At 45.9% G+C, this 24061-nt stretch carries 22 protein-coding genes and 1 riboswitch; of the genes, 19 read left to right on the forward strand and 3 right to left on the reverse strand.

The window, feature by feature from the left end; genetic code table 11:
- Position 1 precedes the first annotated feature (1 nt).
- On the forward strand, positions 2–1078 hold the full coding sequence (locus ABFC84_12760) for an ATP-binding protein (GenBank protein ID MEN6413607.1): 1077 nt from the start codon (positions 2–4) through the stop codon (positions 1076–1078).
- A gap of 73 nt (positions 1079–1151) precedes the next feature.
- On the opposite strand, the gene ABFC84_12765 is transcribed toward ABFC84_12760, so the two are convergent.
- From ABFC84_12765 to ABFC84_12775, 3 genes are read right to left on the reverse strand one after another with little or no spacing between them, the layout of a single operon-like run.
- Positions 1152–1751, reverse strand: a complete 600-nt coding sequence (locus tag ABFC84_12765) for a class I SAM-dependent methyltransferase (GenBank protein ID MEN6413608.1) — start codon at positions 1749–1751, stop codon at positions 1152–1154.
- Positions 1741–2265, reverse strand: a complete 525-nt coding sequence (locus ABFC84_12770; GenBank protein ID MEN6413609.1) for an ECF transporter S component — start codon at positions 2263–2265, stop codon at positions 1741–1743. The genes ABFC84_12765 and ABFC84_12770 overlap by 11 nt, the downstream gene beginning before the upstream one ends.
- A 28-nt stretch (positions 2266–2293) precedes the next feature.
- Entirely contained in the window at positions 2294–4294 is a 2001-nt protein-coding gene (locus tag ABFC84_12775; GenBank protein ID MEN6413610.1) for a TonB-dependent receptor, read from the reverse strand.
- 285 nt (positions 4295–4579) lie between these two features.
- Between ABFC84_12775 and larB the strand changes: the two genes are divergently transcribed.
- The 18 genes from larB to ABFC84_12865 all read left to right on the forward strand — a co-directional run bounded on the left by larB (position 4580) and on the right by ABFC84_12865 (position 24057).
- Positions 4580–5332: a nickel pincer cofactor biosynthesis protein LarB gene (gene larB / locus ABFC84_12780; protein MEN6413611.1), complete on the forward strand. Its 753-nt coding sequence runs from the start codon at positions 4580–4582 to the stop codon at positions 5330–5332.
- Between the two features lie 7 nt (positions 5333–5339).
- On the forward strand, positions 5340–6515 hold the full coding sequence (larC, locus tag ABFC84_12785; GenBank protein ID MEN6413612.1) for a nickel pincer cofactor biosynthesis protein LarC: 1176 nt from the start codon (positions 5340–5342) through the stop codon (positions 6513–6515).
- 101 nt (positions 6516–6616) lie between these two features.
- Positions 6617–7690, forward strand: coding sequence for an HD-GYP domain-containing protein (locus ABFC84_12790; GenBank protein ID MEN6413613.1), 1074 nt, complete (start codon positions 6617–6619; stop codon positions 7688–7690).
- A gap of 40 nt (positions 7691–7730) precedes the next feature.
- Positions 7731–8528, forward strand: a complete 798-nt coding sequence (gene folE2, locus ABFC84_12795) for a GTP cyclohydrolase FolE2 (protein ID MEN6413614.1) — start codon at positions 7731–7733, stop codon at positions 8526–8528.
- A gap of 19 nt (positions 8529–8547) precedes the next feature.
- Positions 8548–10500: a TaqI-like C-terminal specificity domain-containing protein gene (locus tag ABFC84_12800; GenBank protein MEN6413615.1), complete on the forward strand. Its 1953-nt coding sequence runs from the start codon at positions 8548–8550 to the stop codon at positions 10498–10500.
- Between the two features lie 104 nt (positions 10501–10604).
- Positions 10605–11459 (forward strand): ChbG/HpnK family deacetylase, encoded by an 855-nt coding sequence (locus ABFC84_12805; GenBank protein MEN6413616.1) that lies wholly within the window; start codon positions 10605–10607, stop codon positions 11457–11459.
- Positions 11452–12435 carry a lysylphosphatidylglycerol synthase transmembrane domain-containing protein gene (locus ABFC84_12810; GenBank protein ID MEN6413617.1) on the forward strand — a complete coding sequence of 328 codons (984 nt, stop codon included), beginning with the start codon at positions 11452–11454 and terminating at the stop codon, positions 12433–12435. Before ABFC84_12805 ends, ABFC84_12810 begins: the two co-directional genes overlap by 8 nt.
- A 20-nt stretch (positions 12436–12455) precedes the next feature.
- A complete protein-coding gene (locus tag ABFC84_12815; protein MEN6413618.1) occupies positions 12456–13367 on the forward strand; it encodes an NAD-dependent epimerase/dehydratase family protein in 912 nt (303 codons plus the stop codon).
- A gap of 31 nt (positions 13368–13398) precedes the next feature.
- Positions 13399–14940 carry a glycosyltransferase family 39 protein gene (locus tag ABFC84_12820; GenBank protein MEN6413619.1) on the forward strand — a complete coding sequence of 514 codons (1542 nt, stop codon included), beginning with the start codon at positions 13399–13401 and terminating at the stop codon, positions 14938–14940.
- Between the two features lie 12 nt (positions 14941–14952).
- Entirely contained in the window at positions 14953–16560 is a 1608-nt protein-coding gene (locus ABFC84_12825) for a glycosyltransferase family 39 protein (protein MEN6413620.1), read from the forward strand.
- A gap of 116 nt (positions 16561–16676) precedes the next feature.
- Positions 16677–16851: riboswitch (cobalamin riboswitch) on the forward strand.
- A gap of 78 nt (positions 16852–16929) precedes the next feature.
- Positions 16930–18030, forward strand: a complete 1101-nt coding sequence (gene cbiD / locus ABFC84_12830; GenBank protein ID MEN6413621.1) for a cobalt-precorrin-5B (C(1))-methyltransferase CbiD — start codon at positions 16930–16932, stop codon at positions 18028–18030.
- A complete protein-coding gene (gene cbiE / locus ABFC84_12835) occupies positions 18015–18641 on the forward strand; it encodes a precorrin-6y C5,15-methyltransferase (decarboxylating) subunit CbiE (GenBank protein MEN6413622.1) in 627 nt (208 codons plus the stop codon). The genes cbiD and cbiE overlap by 16 nt, the downstream gene beginning before the upstream one ends.
- A complete protein-coding gene (cbiT, locus tag ABFC84_12840; protein MEN6413623.1) occupies positions 18638–19219 on the forward strand; it encodes a precorrin-6Y C5,15-methyltransferase (decarboxylating) subunit CbiT in 582 nt (193 codons plus the stop codon). Before cbiE ends, cbiT begins: the two co-directional genes overlap by 4 nt.
- Before the next feature lie 42 nt (positions 19220–19261).
- The gene (gene cobM / locus ABFC84_12845) at positions 19262–20017 is read left to right on the forward strand and encodes a precorrin-4 C(11)-methyltransferase (protein ID MEN6413624.1); all 756 of its coding nucleotides are present in this window, start codon (positions 19262–19264) and stop codon (positions 20015–20017) included.
- Entirely contained in the window at positions 20014–21072 is a 1059-nt protein-coding gene (locus ABFC84_12850; GenBank protein MEN6413625.1) for a cobalt-precorrin 5A hydrolase, read from the forward strand. The genes cobM and ABFC84_12850 overlap by 4 nt, the downstream gene beginning before the upstream one ends.
- 35 nt (positions 21073–21107) lie before the next feature.
- Positions 21108–21797, forward strand: a complete 690-nt coding sequence (cobJ, locus tag ABFC84_12855; GenBank protein MEN6413626.1) for a precorrin-3B C(17)-methyltransferase — start codon at positions 21108–21110, stop codon at positions 21795–21797.
- Positions 21794–22558: a precorrin-6A reductase gene (gene cobK / locus ABFC84_12860; protein MEN6413627.1), complete on the forward strand. Its 765-nt coding sequence runs from the start codon at positions 21794–21796 to the stop codon at positions 22556–22558. The genes cobJ and cobK overlap by 4 nt, the downstream gene beginning before the upstream one ends.
- Before the next feature lie 110 nt (positions 22559–22668).
- Positions 22669–24057, forward strand: coding sequence for a cobyrinate a,c-diamide synthase (locus tag ABFC84_12865; protein ID MEN6413628.1), 1389 nt, complete (start codon positions 22669–22671; stop codon positions 24055–24057).
- The last annotated feature ends 4 nt before the right edge of the window (positions 24058–24061 follow it).

Genomic DNA, 24061 nt, shown 5'->3' on the forward strand with positions numbered 1-24061 from the left:
TATGCATAATCATAAACCGGCAGTATATCCCTTTGCTGCCATTGTTGGTCAGGAACAAATGAAACAGGGATTGCTATTGAATGTAATTAATCCGCGTCTTTCCGGTATTTTGATTCGAGGCGAAAAAGGAACGGCCAAATCAACGGCAGTACGTGCCTTGGCAGAATTGCTGCCGGAAATCGAGGTGGTCGCTGATTGTCCTTTTAGTTGTAATCCCGATCAGCCCCAGATGCTTTGTCCGCAATGCCACCAACGCTATGAAGCAGGGAAAACGCTGCCAAGAGCGAAACGGCCAATGCGGGTAGTCAATTTGCCGGTCTCGGCAACGGAAGATCGGGTGGTAGGTACTCTGGATATTGAATATGCCATTAAACACGGTGAGAAAAAATTTGAGCCGGGTGTGCTGGCGGAAGCGAACCGGGGAATTCTTTATGTCGATGAAGTAAATTTACTGGATGACCATATTGTCGACGTATTGCTTGACGCCGCGGCAATGGGGGTAAATACGGTAGAACGGGAAGGCGTATCTTTTTCCCATCCGGCTCAGTTTATTCTTGTCGGCACGATGAATCCGGAAGAAGGAGAATTACGGCCTCAGCTTTTGGATCGATTTGGACTGTGTGTTACGATCGGCGGTATTGGCGACATCGACCAGCGGGTAGAGGTTGTCAAGCGCCGGACCGCCTTTGAGGAAGATGCGAAAATTTTTGCCCAATTATGGGATAAGGAGCAAAATGATCTGAGAGCGAACATACTGGCCGCTCAGCAATTATTGCCCCATGTGGAAGTGACTGACGATATTTTATACCATATTGCCGACATTGCCATTCATATGGAAGTTGACGGCCACCGGGCCGATTTAGTCATGCTTAAGGCTGCCAAGGCTTTAGCCGCATTAAACGGGTGCCGGCAGGTAGAGCCGAGTCATGTGGAAGAGATTGTCGGACTGGCTCTGATGCATCGTATGCGCCGCAAGCCGTTTCAGGAAGTCGGCGCGGACGAGCAAAAGCTGAATCATTTGATGCAAGGTGGGCAGGCGTCAGAGCATCAGCGTCATACCCATAGTCATTTGCGATAATTTTTCGAGAATAATAAAGAGCATCCCCATGTTTTAATTTGGGATGCTCTTTACTAATAGCGTATTGGAATATTTATAAGTGAAGGGGGATTTTATTAAACCGAAGTATATAATATTCTTGATTATTTTCGATAAAGCTTGCCTGTAATCCGGCTGATTCCCCCAAACGGCGCATCTCGTTGTCAGCGGGGAGATGGTCTTTTGCCACAAAACTTTTTAAACTATGATGAAAATGATTGATATGTTCCCGGCCTTCGCTATGGGCGATAAAAATTGCTCCATCATTTTTCAATACTCGGGCCATTTCCTTTAGCGCTATTATTTTTTCAGGAAAGTGGGGAAAGGCGGAGTAGCAGACAATTTTATCAAAAGTTTTACTTTGAAACGGCAGTGCAGTGACATCGGCTATTTGAAACTGTGCCAGCTTGGGGAACTTCTTACTGGCCTTGGCTATCATTTTTTCCGCGATGTCGACGGCAATTAAAGTTCCGGCCGAACCGATTTTTCCCCGTAAAAAAGGCAGCATGATGCCTGTGCCGGTACCAATATCAAGCACGGTTTGTCCGGGGTGAATTTGCAGCTGTGAAACAATATGCGTCAGTTTTTCTTGATCCGGCTGAGGCATATGATCCCAATTATCCGCCAGATTATTGAAGAAAGTTTTATGATCCATAATTTACACCTTTCTGTTTGTATTTTTCCCAGGCTTTCACCAGAATGGGAATAAGGAATAATTGGATAACTATTCCCGGAATCCCTTGCAGGATTCCGCCGGAAAGGTAAGCCCATACCGGCACATGAAACCCGAGAAACAAAGTGGCCAGATAGACGGCTGCCCCGGCAGCGGTTCTGCCGGCCAGCATTGCGCCAATGAGGGCGATATACATATTCCGTCCATTGTGGTACAGGATACCAGCAGTAAAGCCATAACAGGCCAGTTCGGGAAGCATGACCGGCAAAACAGGCGGTGACAGGGGCGGCATGCCGGTAAGCAGGTGACTCAGCAGCGGGGTCAGTACGCCTACCAGCATTCCGTAGCGGCAGCCTAAGATAAATCCGGCCAGCAATACAGGAAGATGCATGGGCAGGAAGATGGAGCCGCCTAACTGTAACACATGAAAGCCGATGGGAAGTACAACGCCCAAGGCAATAAAAAAGCCGCCGTAAACGATTTTTACAATTGACATGGAATCCTCCTGTAAAAACAAGAAGTCATTAAATCTTTTGCTTAAAGCTGACATAGTAAGAACGGCCAGGCATGGGGTAGCCGATTTCTTCCACGTATTGCCGGTCGAAGATATTATCCACATAAAAACTGACTGAGCGCTGTTCGTCCAGCTGACGCGTCAGGGAGAAGTTGTGAATGGTATAGCCGCCTAAATTCTTGACCGTGCCGGAAGTGCTGTCGCTCTGCTTGCCGGCAAAACTAACCGTATATTCGGCCTGCCAGGGCTTGGCGTCATACAGGTATGATAAATTGGCTTTATGATGAGGACGGTAATCTAGATCTTTATCATTTTGGGTGGCATGCTCGTTGGTGTAGTTCAGGATCAGACTATTATGGGCATCCAGTTTGATGTCATTTTCCCATTCTGCCCCCCAGATTTTAGCCTGATCAATGTTGTAGCAATAGTAAGGGTAATTGTGGGCAAAGTTGATATAGTCATTGATGTCCTGATAGTAAAAGGTCAGCTTGCTGGTGTAGTTGCCGCTAAAGCGGTGCTGACTGCCGATTTCATAGCTGTAGCCGGATTCCGGTTTTAATCCATGATGATAGCCGGGATTAGGACCGGCCCAACTGGCTGCTGTATTGTAATTTTGCGCCCACCAGTAAAACTCAGCCATGGAAGGAGATCGCCACAGGCGGTTGACAGACAGAAATGTGGTAGTATCTTTATTATTACGGAAAGAAAAGTTGAATTTAGGCGATAAACTGTTGTACTTTTGGTCGGTTACAAAATTATCCGCATGCTGGGTGTCATCTTTGCTGCCGTCAAATTGGTCATAGCGAAGACCAACATAACCGGTCCAGCGTTTATCAAGCTGCCAGGTGTCATCTATATAGGCACCAAATAAATTGATTTTTTGCGACGGATAAATATCCGACCCATTAACCGGACGTGTATCATACCAGCCATAGCCGTAACGCAGTTGTTTGTATTCCAGGCCATAGCCATATTTGGAACCGTTGACTGTTTTATCGCCGCTGAATTTAAAGCTATCCGATTTATCACTGATAATGGTTCGGTCTAATGTAACGGCACCGGCTTGATTTTTAATGATTTCATGGCGCCGTTCGTCATTGCGCCAATAGGCCAGAGCCCATTGGCCGTCTGTTGTCTGGTGATGATAGGTAAAGTCGTAGTAATTGTTCGTTTTGTCCCAATAAGAGCCGGGATACAAATTGATTCCTTGTATTCCCGGAGAGATCCCGTCACCAGAACTGACCGGATAGGAAGGATCATAATTGGCAGAACCGGGAGTATTGGCAATAATATAACCCCGGCGGCTTTTCGTATGGTTTACGCCGAATTCCAGATTGTCTTTTGCGGTTACATCGTAGTTCAGCCGCAGGCCGTACTGATCGGCGTCGTAGTCGTTATTCCGCAGATAAGCATCGGCGCCGGTTTTATCCGTGGTGATTTGATAATGCAGCTTGTCGACATTGCCGTTGTACTGGAACATATAGTCATAGCGGCCGTTGCTGCCGCCGAGAATATTGATTTCTCCTCCGTCGGCACCTTTGCTTTTGGTGATAATATTAATGGTGCCGCCCAGAGTATTGCCATCGCTGGCTAATTTGCCGCCTTTTACAATCTGAATCTTTTCCACCGTATTCAGGGGAATGGTGGTCCAGTCAATATACTGGCCGCCCATGACGCCGGCGGTATTAATTGGACGACCGTTCAGCATGACCGTAAAGCGGCGGGCGTCATAGCCCCGCAATTTTACGGTGCCGTCCTGGTTGTCGCCGGCAATGGAGCGCTCCTGAATATCGATTCCGGCGGAAAATCGCAATATTTCGGGAATCGTGGATGCTTTCCCCGGACTGACAACTTTTACATTTACTGTGCTGCTATCCACCGGTGTCTGATAAGAATCGGCCTGAATGACAATTTCTTCAAAATTAAAACTGGGAGTTTCTTCGGCGAAAGCTGTCGGGGAACTTACCAGCAACCCGGCAAGTATGGCAGCCCGCAATAAGTGTTTGCGCATAGACAAAATTCTCCTTATACTGTATTTTTACAAAACAAAAAAAGCTATGCAAACGAGAGCCCGTTTAATAGCTTTACACTTCATGTGCATGATTCGCAATCTTCATGATTGCATTATTTTATATAATAATTCAAGCAGCTAAGGGAAAATCCTTTTTACAGCTACAAAATTGAAAAGACAACAGGATTTTTCATTTTTATGTAAAATATTATAAAAGGACAGAAGAGAGAGGGAAAATTTACTTAAGCGAAACTTAATTGGATATATTATTTTAGGGAGGATACTATGGATATTGACCACGTAACAAAAATATTAGAAGATTACCGTTCCGGTAGTCTGGCTTTAGATGCAGCAGTCGACAAGCTAAAATTATTACCGTATGAGGATTTACAGTTTGCCAAAATTGATCATCATCGCATGATTCGCCAAGGTTTTCCGGAAGTAGTCTTTTGTCAGGGGAAAACCATTGATCAAGTAGCTCAGATTATGAACCATCTGGCTACACAAAATAAAAATTGTTTGGCCACTCGGGCGACTCATGAAATGTATGAAGCAGTGCTAAAAACGATTCCTGATGCCCAATATTATGAACTCGCTCGTTTAATTCTCGTACAGCGGGAAAAACTGAACATGAATGAGGAACGGGTTATTCTTGTTATGACCGCCGGTACCAGTGACATTCCGGTAGCGGAAGAGGCGGCTATTACTGCTGAAATAATGGGAAATAAAGTAAAACGGGTTTATGACGTAGGAGTGGCGGGAATTCATCGCTTATTGGCACAGCAGGAAATTATGCAGCAAGCCAATGTGCTGATTGTTGTAGCCGGCATGGAAGGTGCTCTGGCAAGCGTTGTCGGCGGCATGGTGGCAAAACCGGTGATTGCCGTTCCCACCAGTGTTGGTTACGGAGCAAATTTCGGCGGATTATCAGCACTGCTAAGCATGTTAAACAGCTGCGCCGCCGGCATTGCCGTTGTTAATATTGACAATGGCTTTGGCGCCGGGCGTCTGGCCAGCATAATAAATGGAATGAGGTAATAAATTAATGCGTGCACTCTATTTGGACTGTTTTGCCGGGATTAGCGGTAATATGCTGCTGGGATCTTTACTTGACGTTGGTGTGCCGGAAAATTATTTACGCAGCGAATTGGCAAAACTTCAGTTAACAGGGTATGATTTAGTGATTCAACGAGTGGAAAAATCGGGTATCAGTGCAAATTATGTTGATGTTCAATTAGCTCATCATCACCATTATCACCGTCATCTGCCAGACATTATCGACATTATTGACAATTCTTCCCTGGAACTAACGATCAAAGAAAATAGCAAAAAAATCTTTCTGCGATTGGCAGAAGCAGAAGCAAAAGTTCATGGTACCGGCATTGATCACATCCACTTTCATGAAGTGGGAGCGGTTGACGCCATTATCGATATCGTAGGAACGATGATAGGGTTTCATTATTTGGGCATTGAAAAAATTTATGTCTCAAAACTCCAGGTTGGCAGCGGGTTTATTCAGTGCAGCCATGGCATGATGCCTGTTCCGGCACCCGCTACAGCAGAACTTCTAAAAAAGGTTCCTTATTATGCCGGCAAGATTGAAAAAGAACTGGTAACCCCTACCGGCGCAGCGATTATTACTGCTCTAGATTCCGAATTTGGTCTTATGCCTGAACAATTTTCTACCGATGCCATTGGCTACGGCGCCGGTACCTGGGAGTTGGACATTCCCAATGTGCTGCGAATGCACTACGGGACGATGCAGCAGCAAGCAAGTAATGAAGTAATGATTGTCGAAGCGAATATTGATGATTTAAATCCGCAAATTTATGGTTTTGTAATGGATAAGCTATTTGCGGCCGGTGCTCTGGATGTATGGATGACCCCGGTCATTATGAAAAAAAGCCGTCCGGCAGTCTTGTTTTCCGTTATGATACAGAGTCATCAATTACCTGCAGTTACCGAATTATTATTTCGTGAAACGTCTACCATTGGGATTCGTTATTCCCAGGTGGCGCGAACTACGGCATTCCGTGAAGTGGTGAGTGTTGAATCTCCCTGGGGTTTGGTACGGGCAAAAGTAAGTCGCTATCAAGGACGTATTTGTAATATTACACCGGAATATGAAGATTGTAAAAAGGTTGCGGAAACTCATCAGATCGCTTTAAAAAAAGTTCAACAAATCATTTTAGAAAGAGCGCATGCTGAATACGCTCAATAACTTCACCGTACTATTGGTCATAGCATACTTGGGGAAGCAAGCAGAACAATCGTCTGTCATTGATTTAGGGAAAGCGTTTGCTGGGGAAAGAGAGGATTGTTATGTCCAATTATAAAAGTATACGTGTCCCAATTAACCATGTAATTCCTGGGATGGAACTCGCCAAGCCGGTTCTTACCGACGAGGGAAAGATTGCTCTAAGTGAGGGAACTTACCTGAATGCCGGATTAATCATCCGGCTTAAGCATTGGGGAATTATGAGTTTGGATATTCGCGAACTGGCTCCGGACGATGCTGAAGAGCGGAACAAGCCTTCACATTCTCAACAAAAGTTTTATTCGGATTACGATAAAACGGTGGATACGGTCAAAAAAAGTTTTCAACTTATTCGTGATTCCAACACGGTTCCATTTGAAGAATGCCAGAAATTAGTTGATAAAGACATGGAACTGATTCTCGAATCGCCAGGTGTTATCAATCATTTACATATGGTCAACAGGCAGGGGGACGAGTATACTTTTCACCATTCTGTAAATGTCGCGGTTGTTGCCGGTGTATTAGGCAAGTGGCTTGAATATGACCAGAATGAAATCAATAATTTAATGCTTGCCGGTCTTCTGCATGATATAGGAAAAGTCAAAGTCCCTTTAAAAATTGTGAATAAGCCGGCCAAGCTGTCCGTAGCGGAAATGGAAATCATGAAACAGCATACCATATACGGTTACCGGTTAATCAGAGATATTCCCAATATTTCACAGAAATTGCTGCTTGCTGTTTTACAGCATCATGAGCGTATGGACGGCTGTGGCTATCCCTTCCAAATAAAAGGTGACCGCATTCATCCTTATGCAAGAATTATTGCCATTGCCGATATGTATGATGCAATGACCTCCGATCGGGTTTATCAGCCTAAAACCACGCCATTTACCGTGGTTGAAATGATTGTCAAGGAAATGTTTAATAAACTTGATCCGGCGATCTGTACAATTTTTTTAAATAATGTCCGTGACTATTTTATCGGCAATGTGGTTCAATTAAGCGATGGCCGTGAGGCGGAAGTAGTATACGTGGGACAATTCGTCGCTTCAAGACCTGTTGTGCGAACCCAGGCAGGGGAATTTATTGATTTAGAGAAGCGTAAAGAGCTTTCAGTGGTAAAGCTGATAGAAGCGTAAGCCTGCCGGCAGCATAAAGCCAATTTCATGCATACTTGGGGTGACAAAGGTGAAAGATGTCCAAAATCGATGGGATGAACGGGGTATAGCCATTCAAAAGGTAGGGGTCAGTGATGTACATCTGCCTTTTTTCATAAAAACAAAAGATGGATCTTTTCAGTCTGTATTGGCAAAAATAATCCTTACTGTAGAATTGCCGCAACAGTATAAAGGAACTCATATGAGTCGTTTTATTGAAATATTAAGTGAATGGAGTCAAAAACCGGTTTCCGGCCACGAAATGGGATGCATTCTGGCAGATACGATCAGCCGGCTGAATGCCAAACGGGCTCATTTGGATATCGGTTTTAAATACTTTATCGAAAAAGCGGCACCGGTCAGCGGCCTGACAAGCATGTTGGATTTTGACTGCCTGTTTTCTGCCAGTTTGGCAAAAGACGAGCCGCTGGACTTTGTCCTGGGTGTGGCCGCTCCGTTTACCTCTTTATGCCCGTGCAGCAAGGAAATATCCAAATACGGGGCTCATAATCAGCGCGGCCTGATGAAGGTAAAACTGAAGCAGCGTCATGGCCACTTTATTTGGATAGAGGATTTAGCGGCGCTGATGGAAACCCAGGGAAGTTGTCCCGTCTATTCGCTATTGAAACGGGAGGACGAAAAATACGTAACAGAGCGGGCCTATGAGAATCCAAAGTTTGTTGAAGATATCCTGCGTGATTTAGTATTGGCTTTACGGCAAATACAAGGTATTCAATGGTTCGAAGTGGAATGCGAAAATTACGAATCCATTCACAATCATAGTGCATATGCGCAGCATGAAGAATTTGTCGGACGTTAAAGCGAGGAATTACGCTTAAATGAACTGGAAAAAATTTACGGATGAATGCCGTACCGTTGGTAAGTGGCTTGATGAAAATTACGGTCATACTCAGAAGCAGATAGTAATGCTGATGAAGATTTTAGCTGCCATTTTGCTGGAGGAAAAACAACCTGAAAAACTTGTCGGCTGGGCTGTATCCTCTCAGCCGCTGCGTAAAATTACTCAGCTGAGCAGCGGCCAAATCCATTCTATTGCGCCGCTGCCGGATACTATTTCTGAACTCATTTCACGCTGGGTCTGCCTTTTACCACGGGATTCCGGCATACTGGGCACTGTCTACGAAGAACTTGCCTCCGGCTGCCGTTTTCGTGGTTTATATTATACGCCTGCCGCTGCCGTTGCTTTTATTCTCAAACATACTTTGGAGCAAGAGGATATCGTTGCCCGGCCCAGGATACGGATTTTAGACCCGGCATGTGGCTGCGGCAGCTTTTTGCTGCAAGCGTATGGGATTTTATTTACTAAATTTAAATGCTCTCGTCAAATGCTGCAAGAGAAATATCCGGAGGAAGATTGGTCCGATAGTGGGATTCACCGTCATATTTTGCAATATAATTTGTGGGGAGCCGATATTGATGAGGTGGCGGCTGATATAACTGCCGCAGGTCTTGCCTTACAGTGTCCGGATAGCAATGCGGCCGCAATGCCGCCCCATATTATTGCCTATGACAGTTTAAAACGCCCGGCAAAAGCAGATACTCCGGAATTCTTGCGTAAATTTTGGTTTTCCAGTTATGATTATGTAATTGGCAATCCTCCTTATTTATCCTTTGGGCTGCGTGGCGCTCGACGCCTGGACAGTCAATATGGAGATTATCTTCGGCAGGCGTATCCCGAATCGGCCCAATATAAGTTAAGTTATTATGTTCTTTTTTTACAACGCGGTATTGAGATGCTGGCAGAGAAGGGAAAATTGGGATTTATTATACCTGACAGTTTTCTTTTAGGCCGCTATTATTCTAAAATCAGGCATTATATATTGGAACATACAACCATTGATTTAATTGCGCATATTTCTTCCGCTGTATTTAAACGTGCGGCCGTCGGGTATTTAGCCATTTGTGTTTTTACCAAGTGCTCTGAAGCAAGGGAACTTTCAAAACAAAACCAGCTGGCGATCTATCAAATCAATCGGCAGTCAGGGTTTGAAAAAGTAAAACCGGTGTGCCAATATCATCAAAGCTATTTCTCCCAGCTTCCTTATGACCGGTTTCGTATTTTTTTTAATTTGAAAACAAAACAGTTAATTGATCGTTTCGATAAACTGGGTCTGCCGCTAAAAAATTTTGCTGACGGGCATACGGGAATTCGTTCCTTGTCTCAGCAAAAAGAAATTATTGCAACGGCACCGCAGGAAGACGCATCCTGGCAGCGTGGATTGGTTTCCGGCAGGGAGGTTAACCGTTTTAGTGTGGATTATCAGCATCACTGGCTTCATATCGCCCCGGAACTGCTATACAAGGGCGGCTGGAAAAAGGAAATCATCCAGCAAAGGAAAATACTAATACGTCAAACCGGCTACATGCTGATTGCCGGTATTGATAATAAGGGCCTTTATCACTTGAACAATATTCATAGTTTTGTTTTAAACCAGCAAACGGTTACATTGGATTATTTGCTGCTGCTGCTAAATTCTAAGCTGCTGTCCTTTTATTATCATGCGGTTACAATGGAATATGGCCGGGCGATGGCACAAACAGACATTGAAGCCTTGGAACTGCTGCCGGTAATCGTTAACCGGGATATTAACCGGCAAGCACCGGAATTGGTGCAAATCATGGAAAATTTGACGATAAAAAGCCGTTCAAAGGATAGTTCATCACAACAGAAAGCCGCTGCCTTTGACGATTATCTCAATCAAATCGTTTACCGCATTTACGGCTTAACCGATCAGGATATTGAATATGTGGAAGAATGCGAAGGAAACTAACGGAATTATTTTTAGCAAAGTGTTGCTTTTAGGGAATATTTGCCATAATTCATTCTCAACGCTATTATATATATTTAAGCTTGGCAGGGTAAGAAGGAGTTAAAATGAAACAATTGATTATCAATGCTGATGATTTTGGACTGCATGAAGCGGTAAATAGAGGGATCATTGCAGGCTATACCCAAGGATGTATTACCAGTACTTCACTTATACCGGGAGGGCAAGCGTTTGAGCAGGCAGTATCCTTAGCCAAGCAAAATCCCGGCCTGGGAGTTGGCGTACATTTAACGCTGGTAGCCGACAGGCCGGTAACAGATCCGGGACAAATTCCTTCTTTAGTGGATAGTGAGGGCAGATTTATTGAAAAATACCCGCAATTTATTTTATGCTACTTATTGGGTAAGATTTGTGATGCGGAAATTCGGCTGGAACTTTTCGCTCAGGTGCGGAAAGCTGCTGCAGCGGGAATACCGATCACCCATCTGGACAGTCATCAGCATCTCCATGTTCTTCCCGGAATACTCCGAATTGTTATCGATCTTGCCAAGGAGTTTAATATCCGGGCCATACGCATTCCTGATGAGTCCTATTTTTTTCTTGGCGGATATCCATTTACAGCTTTTCGTCTTATTGGCCGCAGCGGACTGACTTTTTTAGCCCGGATGGCCAGAAAAAATATTATTCGCCAGGGGATTGCCGCACCGGATCATTTTTATGGCATGCTCGCCGGCGGCAATATGCGGGAAGAATATTTGCAGAACATTATAGCCCAGTTGCCTAATGAAACTTCCGAAATCATGATGCATCCCGGGTATGATAATAATATCTTGGGGCAGGCCTATTCTTGGAATTATCACTGGCAGGAGGAATTAGCAGCTGTGAAGAGTCTTCAGACAAAGCAGCGTCTGGAAGAAAAAAGGGTGAATTTGATTTCTTTTAAGGAGTTAGCACATGGCTAAATTTTATAAACGACTTATCTTACTGATTTTACTGGTAGGATGCATATCGGGTGCAGTTATCTATTTTACAGTTGATATCCATACACTGCGCCACCTTAATGCTTTTCAGCCTTGGTCTCTGGGGCTTGCGCTGCTGCTGCTTGCTGTTGGGCTTTTTTTTGACGGCACGCGTTTGATGCATTTAGTTCGTATTTCCGGTGAACACATTCGTTTGGTTGAAGCCGTGCAGGTTGTCTTTGGCAACTATTTTCTCGCGCTCCTGACTCCCGGAGCGGCAGGCGGAGCGGTAGCACAAGTTATGTTCTTGCGCCGGGCCGGGGTTCCAACCGGAAAAGCCACTGTTTTGGTAGTTGTGCGGACAATTTTGTCGATTGTTTTTTTATTGGTTTGTTTACCGCTGGTGTTTTATCATGATCCCGGCCTTATGCCCTGGCTTTCGCAGCGAGTATTAGCCGTAGCTTCTATTGGCTGCGTTATTAGTGTATTTGGCGTTATATGGATGCTGCGGACCAGTCTGCCCAATTACCTTTTGGTTGTTTTAACAAAAAAAATAAGTCATACAAGACGCCGCCGGATATTTTCAGCGTATCGCGATGTGCGCGGCGCAGTGTTTATGCTTTCTTCCGCGCCTCGCAGCATGCTGCGAGTTTTGGCTGAATCCGCTGTCAGTTTGTTAGCCATCTATAGTGTCGTTCCCATTCTTTTTATGGGAATGGGAATAAGCTTTGATTGGAAGTATATTATGGGTAGAATGATTTTTCTCAACATATTGTTGTATTTTGCCCCGACACCGGGCGGATCGGGAATTGCCGAAGGGGGATTTGTCCTGTTGTTCAGTGACTTTCTGCCTTCCGGTACAGTAGGGATTGCGGCGGTAGCCTGGCGTATGCTGGCCGAATATGTTCCTTTTACCATTGGTTTATATTTTACAATCAAAGTTTTTGGCCGTGATTTTTTGAGCAACCAGATTAAATAGGAATTAAGGAGGAAACATTCATGAAAGCACTAGTTACAGGCGGCGCCGGTTTTATCGGATCCCATATCGTCGATAAACTGGTACAGGAAAACTGCCGGGTGGTAGTAGTCGATAATTTGAGTACCGGACTGCGGAATAATCTGAACGCAAAGGCTAAGTTTGTCGAAATGGATATTCGCAGCCATGAATTAATTGATTTGTTTCAAACCGAGCAGTTTGATTATGTAATTCATCAGGCGGCTCAAACGATGGTTCCCAGTTCGATTGAAAATCCGGATTATGATTGTCAGGTCAATATTTTAGGAACAGTGAATGTATTGGAATGCTGTCGTAAAACCGGGGTAAAGCGGCTGGTATTTGCTTCGTCGGCGGCAGTGTACGGGAATGTGGAAACCATACCTGTTACCGAAACGGCTGAAACTTGTCCCACCTCATTTTACGGCCTGAGCAAGTTAACAGTGGAAAAGTATCTTTATTTATATCATGAGATTTATGGCTTCGATTATGTCGTTTTGCGCTATGCCAATGTATATGGAGAACGTCAGGGGGACGCCGGTGAAGGCGGGGTAGTCAGTATTTTTACCCGTAAAATTCATCAGGGCCAGCCGCTGACTATCTTTGGCGATGGCGGCCAAACCCGGGATTTTATTTATGTTGGCGATGTAGCCAATGCTAATTATCAGGCTATGGTGACGCCGAATGGAAATGCTGTGTATAATATTAGCACTCAAACCGAAACAAGTGTTAACACTTTAATCGAATTGTTAGGCAAAGCCTCCGGCCAAGCTGCAAGTAAAGAATACAGGGATCCCCGCGACGGCGATATTTACCGTTCTTTTTTAGCCAATGCTGCCGCGCGGCAAAATTTAGCCTGGACTCCGTCGATTCCCTTAGTTGAAGGGCTTTATCGGACATATCAATTTTCAAAGTAAAGGGTAGAGCAATAAACAGGAGGTTGAAATTTTGAGACGTTGGATGCCCGGCCTTTGGCTAGTTATAGGTGTTACTGGTTTAGTTATGTTTTTAAATTTAGGCGGAATACCTTTGCTAGATCCGGACGAACCGGTTTATGCGGAGACAGCGAAAGAAATGATTGCCTATAATGATTTTATTTCGCCGCGAATTTATGGTGAATATTGGTATGACAAACCGCCGATGTATTATTGGCTGGTAGCTGCAGCGTATAAAATTGGCGGCATCAGCGAATTTACATCCCGGTTTCCCTCGGCCTTATTAGCGGTATTTTGTACGGCTGCGGTATATTTATCGGCGGCGCGGCTGTTTAATCAACGGACTGCGGTTGCCAGCGGGCTGATTCTTGCTACCAGTATTGAATTTTTTTATCTTGGCAAAGCGGCAGTCACCGATATCACTTTAACTTTTTTTCTTACGGCAGCCTTATTGGCGTTTATTGAAAAGCGTTACTACTGGTTTTATATTTTTGCCGGGTTGGCGACTGTTACCAAAGGACCGGTTGGTTTATTGTTTCCCGGAGGAATTGTATTTTTTTATCTATTGGCAACGGGTAAATGGTTTTTATTGAAAAATATGAAAATACCAATCGGTATTTTGCTGGCTGCTCTCGTTGGCCTTCCCTGGTATTATGCAATGTACCGGCTTCACGGCGGGGTATTTATTGATACCTTTTTGGGTTTTCATAATATAACCCGGTTTACTTCGCCGGAGCATCCGGAACTTGTTCTTTGGTATTTCTATATTCCGGTTCTGTTGCTGGGATTTTTCCCCTGGACAGCCGTTATGGCTCAAGCGGTGTGGACTTCCCTGATAAAAAGCAGTAAACGGGATTTTCAGATTTTATGTTTTTTGAATACCTGGCTGATATTTATCTTCCTGTTTTTTACCATTTCTCAGACGAAGCTGGTATCCTATATCCTGCCAATGTATCCTCCCTTAGCCATTGTTACGGGCTGGTATGTAGATCAAGTCTGGAATCGGCTAAGCCGGTATCAGTCGGTTTTGTGGTCAGCTTTATTGGCGCTTTTTTCCCTGGTAATCGTTGCTAGTTTGTTATTAGGACTTAAACCGATGCCGCTTTTGCAAAACAGCGGGATAGTATTGGCGGCTGTGCTCCTGCTAAGTGCTTGTTTCACTATCTTTTTTCTTTGGCGGCAGCGGGTCAGCCGTGCTTTTGGCGCGCAAATCATTGGGATCATTGTGTCTTCGATGGTATTGTTTTCCCTAATTTTTCCTGTGGCTGCGCCCAAGTTTGCGGCAAATGATATTGGCAAAGCATTTAACGACAATTATGACGGAATTACTTCTGTCTATATAATTAAATTTTTACATCCCGGCTTCACCTTTTATACGGATGTATATGGCATTGAATTGGCAGAAATTGATGATTTGCCCACAGCGCTGCAAGCGAGTCAGAGAGCTTATTTTGTGATTCGCCAATTGGATTATGATCAGTTGGCACCGGAAATTCGCCGGCAGTTATCTGTGGTAAGCACTTCGGCCGATAAATTTTTATTGTTAAAACAATAGCGGGGGGATAATATGCAAATCCGTACACGGACTTTTCTTGTTTTTTTGCTGGCGTTAGTTTTTTATCTGCCGCTGAATTCTTATCTGCCGATAACCGATCCGGTAGAGGCTAATTATGCTTTGACGGCAAAAGAGATGCTGCTGAGCGGAGATTGGCTTTCGCCCCGGATTTATGGTCAGTTTTGGTTTGATAAACCGGTCATGATCTACTGGCTGATTGCCATTAGTTATAAAATTTTTGGTATTACCGAATTTGCCGCCCGGTTTCCGGCCGGGGTGTTCAGCGCCGGCAGCGTTGCTTTCGCTTATTGGTTTGCCAATCGGCTCTTTTATAGCAGAAGGACCGGAATTTTGAGTGCCATTGTTCTGGCGACGTCACTGGAATTTTCGCTGTTAGCGAAAATGATTATTACCGATGCCGTTTTATTTTTTTTCTCCAGCGTTTCTTTGGCGGTTTTTTATCTCGGATTACGGGAAGAGAAAAAATTTTGGTATGTGATTGCCTATGTGACTGCCGGGCTGGCGGTATTGACGAAAGGACCCATCGGTTTGCTGCTGCCGGGGTTAATTGTATTTTCGTATATTATAGTTACCCGGCAATGGGTGCTTTTTACAAAACTTTTTTTAATACCGGGACTGGTTTGCTTTTCCCTGGTCGCAGTTCCCTGGTACTGGTTGATGTATGCAGTTCACGGCAATGATTTTATCGATACCTTCCTGGGTTTGCATAATTATCTGCGGGCTACTGTAGCGGAGCATCCCCGGGATAATGTCTTTTATTATTATTTTGTTTTGTTTCCGCTGAGCATTATGCCGTGGACGGGAGTGGCGATAAAGTCGGTACTATCTCTCCCTTTGCGTAAAGCTACAGATCATTTTGCTTTTTTGACGATATGGCCGACTGTAATCATCCTTTTTTATACGCTGATGGCCACAAAATATCCTACTTACGTTTTTCCCGCTATCTTTCCGGTTGCCTTGTTGTCCGGAGCGTATATGAACGGTTTACTGAAAACCAATCAGCGCCAACCCTGGTTATGGCTTACCGGTCCGGCAGTTCTGTTCATTGGGATACTGGCAGTTGGCAGCAAATTTTTTCTGCCCGTTGTTAACGCGGCAATGTTGTATGGTATCGCATTACTTTCTGCAGCGGTTTTACTGTGGGTTCAATTCAAAGGGAAACATACCCGGCTGCCGGTTGCAGCCGGGCTGCTCGTGGCAATTTTCAGTATGACAATGTTCTATTGCGGGTTGATTCCCCTTGCCGGGGCTCGCTCCGCCAAGTCTATCGTTCAAAATGTACCCAAGCAAGATGCAGTTCTGGCATCCTATGGGGATTATTCTACTTCCGCAGTATTTTATAGCGGATATATTATGCCTCGGTTAATTGAGAAATCGGAAGTCGACAAAGTGAAAAGTGTGTGGTCCGGCAAATATACGATGCCGACAATGACGCTCGAGTCTTTTGAAGCGATGACAAAAAATAATTCCCGCTCCTTTATTATCGTGAAGGAAAATAATCAGCTTGCATGGCAAAATACCTCACTGGCAGAGCATTTTTATCCAGTTGCCCGGCAAGACGGGAAATTTTTATATCGTCGCAGGATTGCAATTCCGTAAATGAAATATTTTTGAATATTCTTTGGCAGGAATTTTATAAAATAACCGGAATAGGTTACTATATGTTGCATAGTATAGGATGTCGCCTGTAATGATTGATAGTAAAATTCAATAATACATAGCAACTGGGAATAGGTGCTTACGCTTAAAATGGGAAGTCCGGTGTAATCCCGGCACGGTCCCGCCACTGTAATGGAGAGTTCATTTATAATAAACCACTGGAGTTTCCGGGAAGGTATAAATGAACGATGAATCAAAGTCAGGAGACCTGCCTGTTCTGACACACGCCGTTATGACCTACGAAAGATAGGCAGGTGGGTAAAATAATCATGTTGTTTATTTATGCCTCCTGCCAGGGGGGTTTTTATTTTGTTAAAAACATTGCGGACAGGAATTACCACGGGAACGTGTGCAGCCGCGGCTGCCAAGGCCGCTATATTAGCCTGGCTTGACCAGCCGCAGGAAGCAGTCGAGGTTACTTCTCCCCAGGGCCGTAAGATTGAAGTAAAGATAAATTCAAGCTGGTCATTGTCTCAGGGCGGACAAGCTTCAGTAATTAAGGATGCCGGCGACGACCCGGATATTACCAATGGGATCGCAATCTTTACAGAAGTTGAAATTACAAAACAGGCAGACATTATCCTAAAAGCCGGCAGCGGAGTAGGTGTGGTAACGAAACCGGGCTTATCGGTACCAGTGGGGGAACCGGCCATCAATCCGGGCCCGCGGCAAATGATTACCCAGGCCATCCGTGATGTATTGCCCCCCGGGCATGGGGCGGTTGCTACTGTTTTTATACCGGCAGGAGAGAAGCTGGCCCGGCGGACGCTAAATCCCACACTGGGTATTGTGGGCGGGTTATCAATTATTGGTACAACCGGTATCGTGAATCCGATGTCGGAAGAAGCTTTCAAGAATTCACTGACTCCCCAAATCAGTGTGGTAAAAGCACTTGGCGGGGAGGATATTGTATTTGTACCGGGGAAAATGGGTCAGGATATTGCCATTCACCGCTATGGACTGCCGGCTGAGCGGGTAGTTCAGTGCAGCAATTTTATCGGGCATATGCTGGAGGGAGCTGTCCACTACGGCATGAAGCGGGTTTTGCTGTTTGGGCACTTAGGTAAACTCGTAAAAGTAGCTGCCGGGATTTTTCATACTCACAACCGAATGGCTGATGCCCGCATGGAAACTCTGGCCGCCTATTTGGCGGCCAAGGGCGCATCAACACAAGTGGTGCAGGAAGTGCTTGCTTGTATGACCACCGAGGCGGCCATTCCTATTATTGAAAAGTGCCAGTTGACGTCAGTGTACGATCTGCTTGCCGAGCGGGCCAGTATCCGGTCCATGCGGTTTGTATTTGGCGACTTGCAGGTAGGTACAGCGATCGTTACTTTACGGGGTAATATTCTCGGTTTGGACGAAAATGCCCGGGAAATTGGAGGCAGTTTAGGATGGAACATAAAATAACGGTTGTCGGCATTGGTCCCGGTTCGCCGGAATATTTGCCGCCAATTGCCCAAAAAGCTATCGATTCGGCTGCCATTCTGGTTGGCAGTCAACGGGCTCTGGATACGTTTGCCACAGAAAAATCCCGCAATAAAGTCATTGATAAAGATATCGCCGGTGTTTTGGCCTTTATTCGTGCATGTTTGCAAGAGGAAGATGTGGTGGTCATGGTATCCGGTGATCCTGGCTTTTACAGTTTGCTGACGGCACTGCGGGGCGAATTTTCTGCCGACCGGTTATCGGTAATTCCGGGAATCAGTTCCGTTCAGCTGGCATTTGCCCGGCTGGCGGATACCTGGCAGGATGCTGTTCTAGTCAGCATGCACGGCCGTAGTCCGGATACGGCGATGCTTCAGTATGCCAAAAATAAAAAATTAGCAATTTTAACGGACCGCCGTCACTCGCCGCAGTATATTGCTCGCGAGCTATTGCGTTGTGGCTGGCCAATTGACGCAGCGGTTTGTTTATGCGCCGGCCTTTCTTATGCTGATGAGCATATTTTAACAACAACTTTGGCGGCAACTGCCGAACTGGCAGGCTTTGACCATTGTGTAATGGTGGTGACAGAATGACTCATTTTTTCGGTATTCCCGATGAACAATTCATCCGCGGCAATATTCCCATGACCAAACAGGAAATACGAACGATGGTCCTGGCAAAAGCTCGTATTTGTCCGCATGATATTGTTGTTGACGTTGGCGCCGGCACTGGTTCTCTTTCCATTGAAGCCGCACTCCAGGCTGAGGCAGGGAAGGTGTATGCAATTGAGCGGGAACAGGAAGGCATTGAATTAATCCGCGCCAATGCCGTCAAATTCGGCCTTTCCAATCTTGTTGCCATTTCCGGTACTGCACCGGCGGCAATGAAAGCTGTTCCTGCTAAAGCGGATGTTTTGCTGATCGGCGGCAGCGGCGGGCATTTGCCAGAAATTTTAGCTGAAGGAAGTGCTTTTTTAAAGCAGAATGGACGCATGGTCATTACCGCTGTCACCATAGAAACATTGCAGCAATCTTTGCACTTTATGCGGCAGGCCGCTGATTTTTCCTGCGAGGCCTTTGGCCTGCAGGTAACCCGGATCCGTCAGGTCGGTGCAGGCAATATGCTCCAGGCGCTGAATCCGATTTATATTATCGCTTGCACTAAAGTTTAGTACGGAAACGTGATTATTTATTAGTTAAAGGAGGCTTTTGCGATGCAGGTAGTGTTTGTAGGAGCAGGCCCGGGCGACCCGGAATTAATAACGGTAAAGGGCCAGCGTCTGCTGCAGGCTGCGGATGTTATTATTTATGCCGGGTCCTTAGTCAATCCGGCGTTACTGTCCCTGGCAAAGCCGGGTACGAAAATTTATAATAGTGCTTCCATGACGCTGGAACAGGTAATTGAAGTAATAGAAACAGCAGTCACTGCCGGTAAAAAAGTAGTCCGTCTCCATACCGGCGATCCCAGCATTTACGGTGCGATTCAGGAACAAATGGACGCTTTGGACCAAAAACAGATCGCTTATGAAGTTATACCCGGAGTCAGTTCTTTTTTAGCAACGGCAGCGGCCTTAAAACGGGAGTATACCCTGCCCGATGTTTCACAAACGGTAATTATTACCCGTTTGGAAGGCCGGACGCCTGTACCGGAAAAAGAAAAATTAGCTAGTCTGGCAAGTCATAACGCAACTATGTGTATTTTTTTAAGTGTGCATATGCTGGATAATGTTGTGGCGGAATTAATCAAAGGCGGCTATACTGAAGCTACGCCGGTGGCGATTGTCCAAAAAGCATCCTGGCCTGATCAGCAAATTTTGCGGGGGACGTTGTCCACTATTGCCGGAATTGTGAAAAATGCCGGGGTTAACCGGACGGCAATGATTGTCGTCGGGCAATGTCTGGAAGGCAATTATTCATTATCCCGCCTTTATGCGCCTGAATTTGGTCATATGTTCCGGGAGGCAAAATGAAGCTTGCCATCATTGCGGTTACTAATCACGGAGCTTTGTTAGCTTCCCGGCTGGCACAAGCTTTAACTGACGATGGGGCGGACGTATATGTGAAATCGGAACGTAATACAATTGGAGCAAAACACACATTTAATTCACTGAGTCAGCTTATCAGCGATATCTTTCAGCAATATAACGGCCTGATTTTTATTATGGCCGCCGGCATCGCTGTTCGGGTGATTGCGCCTTTCATTCAAAGCAAAAGAACCGACCCGGCGGTAGTTGTGCTGGATGACCGGGGATATTATGCCATCAGCCTTTTATCCGGGCATCTTGGCGGTGCCAATGAATTGACCCGGCGTGTTGGCCTGGCTATTGGTGCCAGCCCGGTGATTACCACGGCAACCGATGTTTCCGGTCTGCCGGCCGCAGATGTCCTGGCTGTTAAGCTGAGGGCAAAACCGGATCCTTTTTCTCAATTAAAGGCAGTCAATGCAGCTATCGCCAATAATGAAAATGTGCAGTTTTTTTTAGACTGTTCATTACCGCGGCGGCAGCAGTATCGTGATGCTGCCGCCGTAATGAAGGTGCAGTTTCACGACTTATCGGAACTGACCGGCGCGGCTTTTGCGGCGGCAGTCGTTGTCACCGATAAAGTATTGCCGGTTGATAGACCCCATATATTTTTGCGTCCCCCTACTTTGGCAATTGGTGTCGGCTGCCGGCGTAATACGGAAAGTGAAAAGATAGCAGCAGCGATTATTGACGCCTGCAGTCAAATTGGCCGCAGTCCGGACAGCATTGCCGTTATTGCCAGCAGTATCGTAAAGCAAGATGAAGCCGGCTTATTGGCAGTCATTAAACAAATGTCTGTTCCGGCACAATTTTATGATAATCATGTATTAAAACGTTGTATTGAACAACAGCAGCTTGTGGTGTCATCTTTTGTAACAGAACAGATAGGAGTGGGAAATGTATGCGAAGCAGCGGCACTGACAGCGGGGAAAACGAGTCTTCTTCTGTTGCCGAAAACAAAATATCCTCAAATCACCATTGCCATTGCCCAGGTCAATTAGCTGTCGTGGGAATCGGACCCGGCAGTCTGCTGGATATGAGTCCAAGAGCGAGGGAATGTATTCTGGCGGCTGATATTATTGTAGGCTATAATACTTATATTACCCTGATTTCTGAACTGCTGGAGGGGAAAAAAATTGTTGGCAACGGCATGATGCAGGAGATTGATCGCTGCCAAAAGGCAGTCGATCTGGCAGCCGCCGGAGAAAATGTGGCAGTTGTCTCCAGCGGCGATCCGGGAATTTACGGAATGGCCGGCTTGGTGCTGGGGCTGGCGCTGAAATGTCCGGCAGACAGCCGTCCGGAAGTAACGATTATTTCCGGCATCAGCGCCGTAGGAGCTGCTGCCGCCATTCTTGGCGCACCGCTGATGCATGATTTTGCCGTAATCAGCTTAAGCGATTTATTGACGCCTTGGGACGTCATAACAAAGCGGGTGGAAATGGCGGCTGCCGCTGATTTTGTTATTGCGCTGTATAATCCGAAAAGTAAACGGCGGGTAAGTCAAATTGAAGCAGTACGGAACATTCTGCTGAAATATCGTTTACCGGAAACTCCGGTGGGAATTGTCCAGCAGGCTACCCGTCCGGGGGAAACAAAAGTGATTTCAAATTTAACTCAATTTACACACGAGTATATTGATATGTTTTCTTTGGTCATCATCGGCAACAGCCAAACTTATATTCAGGCCGGCCGGATGATAACACCGCGAGGTTATAAACTATGATCTTGGTATTGGCTGGAACTCTCGACGGACGGGACCTTGCCGCCTTATTGGCCCGGCAGGGCTATCAGGTACTTGTCTCGGTTGTCAGCGAATATGGAAAAGACTTGGCGTTACAAGAAAATTTGCCGGTACATAGTTGTCCCCTTGATCGGGCCGGTTTAATTGATTTCATGCAAGCCAATCCGATTAAGCTGGTTGTGGATGCGACCCATCCTTATGCCGTAAATATATCCCGCAATGCCATATTCGCCTGTGATCTGCTTGCCGTTCCTTATTTACGTTATGAACGTTCTCCGCTGCCGCTGCCTTGCTATGACCGCCTGTTTGTTGTGCCGGACTATGCCCGGGCGGCTCAGACGGCTGCCGACAAGGGAAATGTTGTTTTTTTGACTACCGGCAGCCGAATGCTGGCAACATTTATCTCTGAGCCGAAATTAGCGCAGCATCGCATTGTTGCCAGGGTATTGCCGGATCCGGAGGTTATCCGCCATTGTCTGGAACTGGGACTGAAACCGAAGGATATTATTGCGATGCAGGGACCATTTTCCCAACAGCTTAACTGTGCTTTATTTACCGCCTATCAGGCGGAAGTAGTCGTTACGAAAGAGAGCGGGGCAATCGGCGGCAGTGACACAAAATTAGCTGCCGCCATATCGCTAAACTTGCCGGTCGTCCTTATTTCCCGCCCTGCTATTGATTATGGCCGGGTGGTAACATCTTTTCAAGCTGCGCTACGTTATATCGAAGCGGTATTACAATGAATTTTAATGCTCTGGTGTATATGCTGGGAAAAGAAAAAAGCTAAAACCCCCTATACTGCAAAAAACCGGCGCCTAGTGCGGCACGAAGCTGGTAAAAGGATGGGAAAAAGATGAACCAGATCAGCATACCGCGGCTTGTAATTGCCGGTACCCATAGCGGTGTTGGAAAAACAACGATCGTAACCGGGTTATTGGCAGCATTAAGGCAGCGAAATTTACAAATACAATCGTATAAAATAGGACCGGACTATATTGATCCCGGATATCATCGTCTGGCCAGCGGCAAACCGGCACATAATCTGGATACATGGCTGGTCCCGGAAGAAAAAATTGTTCCGCTCTTCACTAAAACTGCCCGAGGAAACGATATTGCCCTGATTGAGGGAGTTATGGGGTTATATGACGGGGGTCGTTCCGGCGTAAGCAGTACGGCTGCCATTGCCAAACTGCTGCAGGCGCCCGTTGTACTGGTAGTGGATGCAAAATCCATGGGAGAAAGTGTGGCAGCGACCGTTTTAGGGTATAAGTTATATGATCCGGGAATTCAGTTTGCCGGGGTTATTGTCAATCGTCTTGGCTCTGATACCCACCGGGAAATTGTCTGTGACGCGCTGCAGCGGCAGGGTATCAGAGTTTTGGGCTGCTTATTCCGCAACGATGCTCTTATGATGCCGGAGCGGCATCTTGGCTTAACGCCGGTTACAGAACATGCGGCTGATGAAACAATTGCTGCGATGGGAAGGCAAATATCCCAGCAAGTCGATATGAAGCAGCTGATTGACATTGCCCGGCAGGCCGTCTGGCTACCTGAGCCGGTTCCGTCACGCCATAATCAATTGACGCCAAAAGTCCGAATCGGCGTTGCCCAGGATGATGTTTTTTCCTTTTATTATCCGGAAAGTCTGGAAGTACTGGCTGCGCTGGGAGCGGAGCTGGTTCCTTTCAGTCCTTTATCCGGCAGGCTGATTCCGCCGGATGTTGACGGACTTATCCTGGGCGGTGGATTTCCGGAAATGTTTGTACAGCAGCTGTCACAAAATCAATCCATGAAGGAATCCATATTGCAGGCGTACGGCAATAACATGCCCATATTGGCGGAATGCGGCGGTTTAATGTATTTGGCCCGACAGATTATTGATTTTAACGGTCAGGCTTTCGACATGGTGGGAGCCATTCCGGCGGTTTGCAAAATGGAAAAAAAGCTGCAAACCGTAGGTTATGTGGAGGCAACGGCCTTGAGTGACAATTTATTATGTCCCGGTGGTGATATACTGCGAGGGCACGAATTCCATTTTTCCCGGATGATTGCTGAACAGGCCCATGATTCCTGGGCATTTCAAATCAAAAAGATGCGGACGGGCATTGCATATCCGGCAGGTTTTGTCAAGAAGAACCTATTAGCGTCTTATTTGCATTTGCATTTTGCCGGCAATGAAAAGGCCGCCAAACGGTTGGTAGAAAAATGTGCGCACTACCGGTCTGTACGGCTGCAGCAATAATTTC

This window comes from Veillonellales bacterium (assembly GCA_039680175.1).
Classification (GTDB): Bacteria; Bacillota; Negativicutes; order JAAYSF01; family JAAYSF01; genus JBDKTO01.

Coding starts and splice junctions, on each gene's coding strand:
- ABFC84_12760 (MEN6413607.1), top strand. CDS start 2: ATGCATAATCATAAACCGGCAGTATATCCCTTTGCTGCCATTGTTGGT.
- ABFC84_12765 (MEN6413608.1), bottom strand. CDS start 1,751: ATGGATCATAAAACTTTCTTCAATAATCTGGCGGATAATTGGGATCAT.
- ABFC84_12770 (MEN6413609.1), bottom strand. CDS start 2,265: ATGTCAATTGTAAAAATCGTTTACGGCGGCTTTTTTATTGCCTTGGGC.
- ABFC84_12775 (MEN6413610.1), bottom strand. CDS start 4,294: ATGCGCAAACACTTATTGCGGGCTGCCATACTTGCCGGGTTGCTGGTA.
- larB (MEN6413611.1), top strand. CDS start 4,580: ATGGATATTGACCACGTAACAAAAATATTAGAAGATTACCGTTCCGGT.
- larC (MEN6413612.1), top strand. CDS start 5,340: ATGCGTGCACTCTATTTGGACTGTTTTGCCGGGATTAGCGGTAATATG.
- ABFC84_12790 (MEN6413613.1), top strand. CDS start 6,617: ATGTCCAATTATAAAAGTATACGTGTCCCAATTAACCATGTAATTCCT.
- ABFC84_12800 (MEN6413615.1), top strand. CDS start 8,548: ATGAACTGGAAAAAATTTACGGATGAATGCCGTACCGTTGGTAAGTGG.
- ABFC84_12805 (MEN6413616.1), top strand. CDS start 10,605: ATGAAACAATTGATTATCAATGCTGATGATTTTGGACTGCATGAAGCG.
- ABFC84_12810 (MEN6413617.1), top strand. CDS start 11,452: ATGGCTAAATTTTATAAACGACTTATCTTACTGATTTTACTGGTAGGA.
- ABFC84_12815 (MEN6413618.1), top strand. CDS start 12,456: ATGAAAGCACTAGTTACAGGCGGCGCCGGTTTTATCGGATCCCATATC.
- ABFC84_12825 (MEN6413620.1), top strand. CDS start 14,953: ATGCAAATCCGTACACGGACTTTTCTTGTTTTTTTGCTGGCGTTAGTT.
- cbiE (MEN6413622.1), top strand. CDS start 18,015: ATGGAACATAAAATAACGGTTGTCGGCATTGGTCCCGGTTCGCCGGAA.
- cbiT (MEN6413623.1), top strand. CDS start 18,638: ATGACTCATTTTTTCGGTATTCCCGATGAACAATTCATCCGCGGCAAT.
- cobM (MEN6413624.1), top strand. CDS start 19,262: ATGCAGGTAGTGTTTGTAGGAGCAGGCCCGGGCGACCCGGAATTAATA.
- ABFC84_12850 (MEN6413625.1), top strand. CDS start 20,014: ATGAAGCTTGCCATCATTGCGGTTACTAATCACGGAGCTTTGTTAGCT.
- cobJ (MEN6413626.1), top strand. CDS start 21,108: ATGAGTCCAAGAGCGAGGGAATGTATTCTGGCGGCTGATATTATTGTA.
- cobK (MEN6413627.1), top strand. CDS start 21,794: ATGATCTTGGTATTGGCTGGAACTCTCGACGGACGGGACCTTGCCGCC.
- ABFC84_12865 (MEN6413628.1), top strand. CDS start 22,669: ATGAACCAGATCAGCATACCGCGGCTTGTAATTGCCGGTACCCATAGC.